This is a genomic window from Streptomyces sp. NPDC015346 (genome assembly GCF_043078785.1).
Classification (GTDB): Bacteria; Actinomycetota; Actinomycetes; order Streptomycetales; family Streptomycetaceae; genus Streptomyces.
On sequence record NZ_JBIBTW010000003.1, the window covers coordinates 681,345 to 691,825 of the forward strand.

11 protein-coding genes are annotated in these 10,481 nt (G+C 73.2%); 3 read left to right on the forward strand and 8 right to left on the reverse strand.

Annotation, left to right across the window (positions count from 1 at the left end):
* Window positions 1-125 precede the first annotated feature (125 nt).
* The 6 genes from ACF06X_RS13875 to ACF06X_RS13900 all read right to left on the reverse strand — a co-directional run bounded on the left by ACF06X_RS13875 (window position 126) and on the right by ACF06X_RS13900 (window position 5,638).
* Window positions 126-944, reverse strand: a complete 819-nt coding sequence (locus ACF06X_RS13875) for a hypothetical protein (protein ID WP_392287465.1) — start codon at window positions 942-944, stop codon at window positions 126-128.
* A complete protein-coding gene (locus tag ACF06X_RS13880) occupies window positions 944-2,218 on the reverse strand; it encodes a VWA domain-containing protein (protein WP_392287466.1) in 1,275 nt (424 codons plus the stop codon). Before ACF06X_RS13880 ends, ACF06X_RS13875 begins: the two co-directional genes overlap by 1 nt.
* Before the next feature lie 71 nt (window positions 2,219-2,289).
* Complete coding sequence (locus ACF06X_RS13885; RefSeq protein ID WP_392287467.1) at window positions 2,290-3,207, reverse strand: endonuclease/exonuclease/phosphatase family protein; 918 nt, start codon at window positions 3,205-3,207, stop codon at window positions 2,290-2,292.
* A gap of 152 nt (window positions 3,208-3,359) precedes the next feature.
* Complete coding sequence (locus ACF06X_RS13890; protein ID WP_392287468.1) at window positions 3,360-4,688, reverse strand: hypothetical protein; 1,329 nt, start codon at window positions 4,686-4,688, stop codon at window positions 3,360-3,362.
* Entirely contained in the window at window positions 4,685-5,317 is a 633-nt protein-coding gene (locus ACF06X_RS13895) for an ankyrin repeat domain-containing protein (protein ID WP_392287469.1), read from the reverse strand. The genes ACF06X_RS13890 and ACF06X_RS13895 overlap by 4 nt, the downstream gene beginning before the upstream one ends.
* A gap of 189 nt (window positions 5,318-5,506) precedes the next feature.
* The gene (locus ACF06X_RS13900) at window positions 5,507-5,638 is read right to left on the reverse strand and encodes a hypothetical protein (RefSeq protein ID WP_392287470.1); all 132 of its coding nucleotides are present in this window, start codon (window positions 5,636-5,638) and stop codon (window positions 5,507-5,509) included.
* A 106-nt stretch (window positions 5,639-5,744) separates the two neighbouring features.
* On the opposite strand from ACF06X_RS13900, the gene ACF06X_RS13905 reads away from it, so the two are divergent.
* Both ACF06X_RS13905 and ACF06X_RS13910 read left to right on the forward strand, forming a co-directional pair.
* Window positions 5,745-6,965, forward strand: coding sequence for an RNA ligase (locus ACF06X_RS13905; RefSeq protein WP_392287471.1), 1,221 nt, complete (start codon window positions 5,745-5,747; stop codon window positions 6,963-6,965).
* Window positions 6,966-6,987: 22 nt separating this feature from the next.
* Window positions 6,988-7,887, forward strand: coding sequence for an AAA family ATPase (locus tag ACF06X_RS13910; RefSeq protein WP_392287472.1), 900 nt, complete (start codon window positions 6,988-6,990; stop codon window positions 7,885-7,887).
* Window positions 7,888-7,969: 82 nt separating this feature from the next.
* Here the strand turns inward: ACF06X_RS13910 and ACF06X_RS13915 are convergent, their stop codons facing one another.
* Together ACF06X_RS13915 and ACF06X_RS13920 are read right to left on the reverse strand one after the other, a co-directional pair.
* Window positions 7,970-8,674, reverse strand: coding sequence for an alpha/beta fold hydrolase (locus ACF06X_RS13915; RefSeq protein WP_392287473.1), 705 nt, complete (start codon window positions 8,672-8,674; stop codon window positions 7,970-7,972).
* 95 nt (window positions 8,675-8,769) lie between these two features.
* Window positions 8,770-9,090, reverse strand: coding sequence for an L-rhamnose mutarotase (locus ACF06X_RS13920; RefSeq protein ID WP_392287474.1), 321 nt, complete (start codon window positions 9,088-9,090; stop codon window positions 8,770-8,772).
* A gap of 163 nt (window positions 9,091-9,253) precedes the next feature.
* On the opposite strand from ACF06X_RS13920, the gene rhaI reads away from it, so the two are divergent.
* Window positions 9,254-10,417 (forward strand): L-rhamnose isomerase, encoded by a 1,164-nt coding sequence (gene rhaI, locus ACF06X_RS13925; protein WP_392287475.1) that lies wholly within the window; start codon window positions 9,254-9,256, stop codon window positions 10,415-10,417.
* The last annotated feature ends 64 nt before the right edge of the window (window positions 10,418-10,481 follow it).

Consider the following 10,481-nt stretch of genomic DNA (forward strand, 5'->3'; position numbering starts at 1 on the left):
CGGGCCGCGTGGGGCCGGCGGCGGGGCCGCGCCCGCGGGGGGCCGCCCCCGGGGGGGCCCCCGGCCGCGCGGCGCGGGGGGGGCCCCCGGCCGGGGGCCCCCCCCACGGCCGCTCACCTGTCACGTCAGACGGCCGGCGGCACCCGTGAGGGGCGCCCGGAGCCGCGGGTCAGCACGTACCCGCCGATCCCCGCCAGGGCGCCGAGCGCACCGCCCACCGCCGTCCAGACCCAGCGGTCGGACCACCAGCCGGAGGACCAGCCACCCTCGGGCGCCCGCGCCTCGACCGCGTCCTCGGTCGTGGCACCGGGCACCAGCGGCGCGGCGAGCGAGCCGCCGCCCGCGTAGGCGCCGCCCTGGTCGACGGACACCGCGCCGATCCGGGCCGCGAACGGCTGGCCGAGATCCTCCTCCGGAAGCCCCGTCACCGTGAGCCGTACGTAATAGCTGCCCGGCAGGGCGTCGTTGTCCCAGGTCTCGGCCCAGGGCCGGACCGTCCGCAGCGTGCAGGACAGCTCCGCGGTCGGCGCCTCCTTCGCCACGGTCCGGGACTGCGTTCCGTACATGCAGGGCTGACGGCGGCGCAGGCCGTCGTAGACGTCGATCCGCCAGGTCGACGAACCGTGGCGGGCGGCGGACTCGGGCAGGGTGACCGAGGCCGACACGGTGGGGCGCTGCCCGGCGTCCGCCGGGAAGACCCAGTAGAGGTAGTCGCCCGTCGAGGCCTCGGCGGTAGCCCGCTGCCCCTGCCGGAACGCGGCGGCGGTACGGAAGGTGGTGCCCGCCTCCGTCGGCCCCGCGGCCGCTTCCGCGGCGGTGCTCGCGCTGCCGCTCGGGGAGGGAGTGTCGGCGTGGGCGGGAACGGCCGGGCCGAGCAGCCCGGCGCCCGTCAGGAGACCGGCTCCCGTCAGCAGGGCGGCGGTCAGCGCGCGTACGGTACGCATCAGTTGGTCCTCCAGACGGCGACGCGCCAGCGGGACAGCCAGCCCCACAGCAGACCGCCCACGAAACCGGCCAGTACGAGCACGGCGAGCAGCCACCAGCCGCGGCCGAGACCGAAGGCGGCCACGTCGGAGGCCTCGTCGGGCGCGTCGACGAGGTCGACGGCGAGCTCGATCGGCATGCCCGGAGTCGTCTTGACGCCGGGCGGCGCGGAGAAGGAGTTGCTGACCTGGAGGCAGACGGTCTCCGCGGCCGGCTTCGCGTCCCCGTCGACGCCGTCGAGCGGCGGCTTGGGATAGCGCAGCCCCGTCGAGATCACGTCCGTGCGACCGTCGCCCGCCTCGGAACCCCGGACGATCTCCCGGCCGCGCACGGTCACCGCGCGCAGCAGGACGCCGTAGTCGTCGTTGACGGCGCGGTCGGCCGACACGCTCACCGAGGCCCGCAGCTCCTGCCCGGGCAGGACGTCCACCCGGTACCAGCGGTGCTGGCCGAAGGTCTCCCGGTCGGTGAAGAGACCGGGCTGGAGCCGCGGGGCGTCGGCGCACCGGTCCGTGCCCTCGGTGGCCACCGGGGTGACCACCGGGTCCGCGGCGCGGTCCACCAACTGCCGCACGCGCTTGGAGAGTTCCTCGGTGTGGCGGACGGAGGTGTAGGTGCCGCCGGTCGCCTCCGCGATACAGGTCAGCTGCTGCCGGATCTTCGCGTTCGGCACCAGGCCCAGCGTGTCGATCGTGAGGTGGATGCCGCGGGCGGCGATGTCACGCGCCACCTCACAGGGGTCGAGCGGGGCGCAGGTGTCCTCCCCGTCCGTGATGAGCACGATCCGGCGGGTGGCGTCACCGCCCTTGAGGTCCTCCGCCGCGCCCAGCAGGGCCGGGCCGATGGGGGTCCAGCCGGTGGGTGCCAGCGTGGCGACGGCGGTCTTCGCCTCGGTCCGGTCGAGCGGGCCGACCGGATACAGCTGCCGGGTGTCCTTGCACCCCTTCTGCCGGTCCTGCCCGGGGTAGTCGGCGCCCAGCGTGCGTATGCCGAGCTGGACGTCCTCGGGCACCGCGTCGAGCACCTCGTTGAACGCCTGCTTGGCGGCGGCCATCCGGGACTGGCCGTCGATGTCCCGCGCCCGCATGGAACCGCTGACGTCGAGGACCAGTTCTACCTTGGGGGATTCCTTGGCCGCCGGTTCGTCGGCGGCGGCGCCGGTGGGGAAGAGCCCGGCGGCCAGGGCGGCGAGCAGGGCGCATGCTCCGGTCGCCAGCCGTTTTCTCGTGATCATCTGCCGGATCGTAGGGATGATCGTCCGACAATCCAAAACGGTCCCCGGGGCATGGGCCCCGGGCCGTGGTGTCAGGCGCCGGCCGGGAAGCGGACGTGCGCGGCCACCGGCAGATGATCGCTCCCCGTGTCCGGCAGCGTCCAGGTCGCGGTGACCTCCGCGCCGCGCGCCAGGACGTGGTCGATACGCGCCAGCGGGACGCCGGCCGGCCAGCTGAAGGCCCACTCCTCGCGGCTCCCGCGCACCTGGGACAGGACGGGAGCCAGGCCCCGGTCGTCGACGGTGCCGTTGAGGTCGCCGAGGACCAGCACCGCGCGGGAACGTTCCTTCTCCAACGCCCGCCCGAGCAGCGCGGCGCTCTCGTCCCGCCACCCCGTGGCGTACCCCCGCGTCGGCCGTATCCGGACGGACGGCAGGTGCGTCACGTACGTCGCCACGTCCCCGTGCGGGCCGCGTACGACGGCCCGCAGGCCGCGGTCCCAGCCGGCGCCGACCGCCCGGGGCCGCAGATCGACGCGGCCGATGTCCGTCAGCGGGTACACCGACCACAGCCCGACCGTTCCCACGGTGGCGTGATGGGGATGGGTCCGGCCCAGCTCCATGCGGTAGGCGGGCAGGCTCGCCGGCGTCAGCTCCTCCAGCGCGACGACATCCGGGTCGGCGGCGAGCAGGACCCGGGCGACGCGGGACGGGCTGGTGTTCTCGTCGCTCACGTTGTGCTGGACGACGGTCAACCCGTACGGGGTCGGTGAGGCGACGGCCGGGGGCAGCAGCACCTCCCGGAAGACACCCGCCCACACCGCGGCGACCACCAGGCACGCCACCGCGACGACGGCCGACCGGCGGACCGCGGCCACGACGAGCCCGGCCGGCACCACCAGGCCGAGCCAGGGGAGGAAGGTCTCGAACAGCCCCACCACGTTCCCCGGCCGGCGAGGCCACATGGGGTGAGTGAGGAGCAGACAGCCCACGGCGGCGACGGCGGACACGACCACTCCGGTGACCCGGCCTCGCCGCCGAAGCGCCCGAGAAGAATCGTCACTCCGCTCGCTCATGTCTGCCCTTCGCCGCTGCGGGATCTCCGACCCCAAAGCGCGCCGGACATGGAATGGGACGCCGGCGAGGGAGATCCAGTTCCCCGTCACGCCGCCGGGTCGGCGGACAGGACCGCGATGCCGAGGGGGCGGTCACCTGCGGCGAGGCGATGGGTCGCACCAGTCGGCAGGTCGACGACGGTGATGCCGTTCCAGTAGCCGTCACGGGTGAAACCGCCGGTGACGTACGCGGTGCGCCCGTCCTTCGACACGGCCACGTCCTCGTGGGGGCCCTCCAGCGGATAGACCCGTTCGTCACCGGCGGTCGTACGGACCGTGAGCGAAGGTCCCTCGTCCTCGGACGGGTCGATGGGGCCGGTGCCGACGACGAGGAGCGTGCCGTCGGGCGTGATCGTCGCACCGTGCTGGTGGGTGTCGGCGGTCATCGGCCGGATCTCCGAGCGGCCCGTCCGGGGATCGACCACCACCAGCCGCTCGCCCTCGAAGGGCAGCAACAGCCTGCCGTCCGAGGGCCGCACGACGGCGTAGTGCGGCTTGAGCCAGGAGCCGAGCCCGCCTTCCGTGCCGTACGGGGCGACCTCGACGCGGCGCGCGGCGAGCGAGTCGGTGGTGACGACCGTGACGTCGAAGGAGTCGTGGTTCGTCGCGTAGACCTCCGAGCCGTCGCGCGACACGTCGACGTCGAAGGGGCGACGCCCGACCGGCACGGTGCCGGTCACCTCACGGCGGTTCGTGTCGACGACCTCCAACACGCCGTTGCCGCCCGGCACGTTGACGCCGACGTAGACCCGCCCGCCGTCGGAGGAGAGGGCGATGCCCATGCCGCCGCCCCGGTACTCGCCGGTGCCGACGGGGCCGGTGTCGGTCTCGTACGGGATGAGGGCGAGCCGCTCCCGCGTGCGGGTGTCGACGACGGCGACCCCTTCGGCGGTAGCCACCCAGGCCCGTCCGTCGGCGCCGACGGCCAGGCCGTAGGGCGCCGTCCCCACCTCGACGGAGTCGACCGGGCCCCGCCGGGGGTCGACGAAGGTGACGGTGTCGGAGCCGAAGTCGGCGACGAGGAGGGTGCCGCCGGACGTGGCGGTGGCCGTGGGGGCGGGAGGGCCGGTCGGGGTGGCGGGGGAGGTGTGCGCGGCTCCGTCGTGGGCGGCGCAGCCGGCGATCAGGAGCGCTGCGGCCGCGCAGCAGGTGAGGGTACGTGCGAGGCGCCCGGCGCGACGCGCGTACGACGGGCTTGCGGGCCGAGCGGTGCTCGTGGGCCGAGCGGTGCTCGCGGGGCTCGTGCCGGTCTTGGGGGCTGGCGTGTCGAACCCCGCGACGGCGGGAGGTTCCCCAGCCCTCGGGAAGGCATGTCGGTCATCGGGGTCATCGGGTGTTCCCCGCCCCGGGCAAGGCGTGTCGGTCCTCGGGGTCATCGGGGGTCCCCCTGTCCCGTGGGCGTGGCGCGGGCCGAGGCGGCCTGGAGGAGTCCGGCGATCCGGTCGAAGCCGCGCCGGCGCGCGTGCTGGAGCGGCGTCGTGCCGTCGTGGTCCGCGAGGAGCGGATCCGCCCCGGCCGTGATCAGCAGTTCGACGACCTCTTCGTGCGCGCGGCCGCCGTCGCCGAGGATCACCGCCTCAAGCAGGGCGGTCCAGCCGAGCCGGTTGACGTGGTCCACGTCGATGTCGGTCTCCCGCAGCACCGCCCGTACGTACGCGACGTGGCCGCGCTCGGCGGCGGGGAGGAGGGAGGTGCCGCCGAAGCGGTTGGTGAGACGCAGGTCGGGCTCCGCGGTCAGCAGCAGGCGCATCATGCGGACGCTGCCCGTGACCCCGGTGACCAGCCAGGGCGTGTCGTCCCGGCCGTCCCGCGCGTCGGGATCGGCGCCCGCGCCCAGCAGGATCTCGGCGGCGGCCACCTGGTCCCCGGCGGCGGCCAGAAGCAGCGGCGTGCGGCCCTCGTGGTCGCGGCTCTCGACGTCCGCGCCGGCGGCGAGCGCGGCGCGGACCTCGATCGGGTCCCCGCGGCGGGCCGCCGCGAGCAGAAGCTGGTCGTCGGTGTGCATGGAGTCGTCCCTTCAGGATGTTCACCCATCCTGGGTCCGCCACGGCCCCACCCGGGTCGCTCCGACGGATGCCGGTGGAGAGCCGACCGGTGGACCCCGCCGTCATCCGATCGGTCGACCCCGCAGCGGGATCGCGCATCCACGACCGGCCCGTCCGTGTCGCGCGGACGGCGATCGCGCGGATCCCCTTCAGTACCCCACCGTGAACCGCCTCTGCACGAACCGGGCCAGCGCGGCCTCCTCGACAAGGTCCGGCCCGCCTTCCCCGACCTCCCGCCCGCCGGTGTGGCGCTCGCCCTGCGGATCTGGGGCCACCTGCACGGACTGGTCTCCCTGGAGGTCTACGGTCGAGCGCGGCCACGGAAAAAGCGGTGTCCCCCCGGACCTCCGGCAGGTGACAATGAGTCACCAAGACCAGGAGGAACCCATGAGCCAGGCGTACCTGACTCTCCAGGAGCTGCTGCCGCCGCGGGAACTGGCGGCGGCGCTCGACGCCGGACACGTCACCCGCAAGTCGCACCCCGAGCTGCCGCTGTCGCTCTACACCTACACGCGGGCGTGCCAGTACGAGCGGATCTGGAATCAGGTCACCACCCGTTGCCGTGGACTGGTCGCCGACGACACGACCGGAAGGATCGTCGCGCTCCCGCTGCCGAAGTTCTTCAACGTCGGCGAGCACGAGGCCGGCCGGCCGTACGCGCCCGCCCTGCCGGACGAGCCCTTCGAGGTCTACGACAAGGTCGACGGCAGCCTGGCCGTGGTCTTCCACTACGCGGGCCGCTGGCAGGTCGCGTCCAAGGGATCCTTCACCAGCGCCCAGGCGACCTGGGCGCAGCGGCGACTCGCCGCCAGGGACACCCGCGCCCTGACCCCCGGCGTCACCTACCTCGCCGAGATCCTGTATCCGCAGAATCGTATCGTCGTCGACTACGGCGACCGCCGCGACCTGGTGCTGCTCGCCGCCTTCGAACAGGACGGCACGGAACTGCCGCTCGCCGAGGCCGCCGAGCACTGGGCCGAGATCGGCTCGGTCGTCCGGACCTGGCCCGCCATGCCGATGACCGAACTGCTCGCGCTCACCGAGTCGAACACACTCCCCGGCGGCCGCGCCGCCACCGGCACCGATGCCGAGGGCTTCGTGCTGCGGTACGCCTCCGGCGTCCGCGCGAAGGCCAAGCTGGCGGAGTACGTACGGCTGCACAAGGTGCTGACGGGCGTCACCGAACGGGACATCTGGCGCAGCCACGGCATCCAGCGCTTCGCCGGGATGTCCGCGAAGCGGCTCGCGCAGGGCCTGGGCTGCTCGCTCGCCGAACTCGGTGGGATCCGGGAGGCAGGCGGGCGCCCCCTGGACGCCCTCCTGGAACAGGTGCCGGACGAGTTCGACACGTGGGTACGCGAGGTGATCGCCCGCCTGGAGGACGCGGCGGCGGCGCACGAGCGCGCCATCGACGAGGCGTACCGGAGCATCGCCCACCTGGCCGGCGACCGGGGCGCGTTCGCGCGGGCCGTCAAGGCGCTGCCCGCCGACCACACCGTCCGCTCGGCCATGTTCCTGCGCCTCGACGGGCGCCCCACCGACCTCGTCGTCTGGCGCGCCGTCCGTCCCGAGGCGTCCGACCCGTTCACGACCGATGTGGAGAACTGACCCCGTGCCCGTAGTACACGTCATGACGGGACTCCCCGCCTCGGGGAAGACCACCGCCGCCCGGCGGCTCCAGGCGGACTCCGAGGGGCGCGTGCGCCGTGTCAACCTCGACGACCTGCGCACCATGCTCGACGTCCCGGCGCCCGAGCGCGGCCGCTCGCACGCGCACGAACGGACCGTCCTCGACATCCAGGACGCGGCCGTCCGGTCGGCCGTCGAGGGCGGCTTCGACGTGGTCGTCGACAACACGCACCTGACCCCGCACATCCCCAAGCGCCTCAAGGCCGCCGTCACCGGCCTCGGTGCGAGCTTCGTCGTGCACGACTTCACCGGCGTGCCGGTGGAGGAGTGCGTACGGCGCGACGCCGCGCGTGAGCGGTCCGTCGGCGAGGAGATCATCCGGATCCTCGCCGACAAGCACGCCAAGGCCACCCGGGGCGGCTGGCGGCTGACGGCCGAGTGGCTGGGCGCCCAGCCGGCCGCCGAACCGTACGTGGCCGACCCGGCGCTGCCCTCGGCCGTCATGTGCGACATCGACGGCACCCTCGCCCTGCGCGGCGACCGGGGGCCGTACGACTTCACCCGCTGCGACCTCGACCTGCTCAACGTCTCGGTGCGCCAGGCCCTGCGGGCGTTCCGCGCGGCCGAGAACGACACCATCGTGCTGCTGTCGGGGCGCAGCGAGGACCACCGGCGGATCACGGAGGAGTGGCTCGCCCGGCACGAAGTGCCCTACGACGAGCTGTGGATGCGGGCGTCGGACGACGGCCGCAGTGACGACATCGTGAAGGCCGAACTCTTCGACGCCCACGTCCGCCACCGCTACGCGGTCCGCGTCTCGCTCGACGACCGCGACCGGGTGGTCGCCGTCTGGCGCCGCATGGGCCTGCCCACATGGCAGGTCAACTACGGCAACTTCTAGGGTGAGTCGGGGCCCGGCCGCCCCGCCCGCACCGGAGCGGGCGGCGTGGCCGGGGTTCTCGCGGAACCAGGGCCCGGCGCCGTCACGCGCCGGGCGTCGCCGCCTCCAGGAGGATGCGGGCCAGCTCGCGCGGCCGGGAGAACATCGGCCAGTGTCCGGTCTCCATCGTGACCAGCCGCCAGTGCTCGCTCCTCAGCAGCGCGGCCACGTCGTCGTTCGGCTCGGCACCGTCGAGAAGACATTTGACGTACGTCACCGGCAGCGCGCCGAGCGGCCCGGCCAGCACGGCCGGCTCGGTCAGTGTGGCGCCCGGGTGCGGGGTCGCTCCGCCGACGAGCCGGGCGATCTGCTCCTCGTCCAGGCCCTGGCCTTCGAAATCGGCCGCCGCCGGCGGCGGCCAGAAGCCGCCGTTCGCGGCGATCGAGGCCTCCACCATCGCCCGGCCGTCGGGCCAGGCGGAGACGAACGACTCACCGTCCGCCGGAACGTTGGAGTCCACGAAGACCACGTGGGACAGCCGGTCGCCGATCCGCTCGGCCGCCTGACCGACCGGTATCCCGGAGTAACTGTGCCCCACCAGGACGACATCGCGCGGATCGAGACGCTCGACGACGTCGACGACATCCCGCACATGCGTCTGCTGCCCTGCCGCGACGCCCTGCCTGTCGGCGAGCCCCGAGAGTGAGACCGGGTGGGCGCCGTGCCCGGCCGCCCGCAGCTCCGGCACCACCTCGTCCCACGCCCACGCTCCGAGCCACGCGCCTGCCACGAGTACGAAGTCCGTCATGCCCGCAACGTATCCGAGGGGTCTGACAATCGACGCGGAGCCGAGCCGAGCCGAGCCGATGCCGCCCCCGCGCGCGGCCACCGTCCCCGTACCGCTCAGGCGAGATGGAAGACCTCGCTCAGGGGCTTCATGGCCTCGTCCGGCCGGGTGCCGTCGAGGGACTCGAAGAACGGCGCCATCTCGTGCTGCCAGCGGGCGTTGACCTCGGTGGCCTCCATCGCGCGCCGGCTCTTCTCGAAGTCCTCCGTCTCCAGATAGCCGACGAGCAGGCCGTCCTCCCTCAGGAAGAGGGAGTAGTTGTGCCAGCCTGTGGCCGAGAGCGCGTCGAGCATCTCGGGCCACACGGTGGCGTGCCGGGCGCGGTACTCGGCGACACGGTCCGCACGCACCTTGAGCAGAAAGCAGACGCGCTGCATGGATGCCGCCTCCGGGCCTGTGTGGTGAAAGGTTTCACAACGTCTTCGCGGCGACGCTAAAGGGGTGGTCGCTTCATGGTCAATGGGGTTGACAGGGGTTTGGCGCGCTCATAGCTTCTGCATCTGAATCGTTTCACTCGCTTCTGTCGCCGTAGGAGCCCGCATGACCGACGCCCTTCCCGCAGTGAAGGACGCCCTGAGGACCCAGGCCGTGGAGACGCCGTCGTGGGCGTACGGGAACTCGGGTACGCGTTTCAAGGTGTTCGCCCAGCCGGGAGTCCCGCGCACCCCGCGCGAGAAGCTGGACGACGCGGCGAAGGTGCACGAGTTCACCGGCGTGACCCCGACGGTCTCGCTGCACATCCCCTGGGACCGGGTCGAGGACTACGCGGCGCTCGCCCGGCACGCCGAGGAGCGCGGCCTGAAGCTCGGCGCGATCAACTCCAACACCTTCCAGGACGACGACTATCGCCTCGGCAGCGTCTGCCACCCGGACGCGAAGGTGCGCCGCAAGGCGCTCGACCACCTGCTCGAGTGCGTCGACATCATGGACGCGACCGGCTCGCGCGACCTGAAGCTGTGGTTCGCGGACGGCACCAACTACCCGGGCCAAGACGACATCCGCGCACGCCAGGACCGCCTCGCCGAGGTCCTGAGCGCGGTGTACGACCGGCTCGGTGACGAGCAGCGGATGCTGCTCGAGTACAAGTTCTTCGAGCCCGCCTTCTACACCACCGACGTGCCCGACTGGGGCACGGCGTACGCGCACTGCCTCACCCTGGGGCCGAAGGCGCGGGTCGTCGTGGACACCGGTCACCACGCGCCCGGCACCAACATCGAGTTCATCGTCGCCACGCTGCTGCGGGCGGGAAAGCTCGGCGCCTTCGACTTCAACTCCCGCTTCTACGCGGACGACGACCTCATGGTCGGTGCCGCCGACCCCTTCCAGCTGTTCAGGATCATGTACGAGGTCATCGGGGGCGGCGGCTTCACCCCGGACATCGCCTTCATGCTCGACCAGTGCCACAACATCGAGGCGAAGATCCCGGCGGTCATCCGCTCGGTGATGAACGTGCAGGAGGCCACCGCCAAGGCGCTGCTCGTCGACCGGGAGGCCCTCGCCGCCGCCCAGCGCTCCGGCGACGTCCTGGCGGCGAACGCGGTCCTCATGGACGCGTACAACACCGACGTACGGCCGCTGCTCGCCGAGGTCCGTGAGGACCGGGGCCTGGACCCCGACCCCGTCGCCGCCTACCACCGCTCCGGCTGGGCACGGAAGATCGCCGACGAGCGCGTCGGCGGACAGCAGGCCGGCTGGGGCGCGTAAATCCCCGCTCTCCGCCCGCCTCGCCACCGCTCCCAGCCTCCCGCGCACACGCCACCGCTCCCAG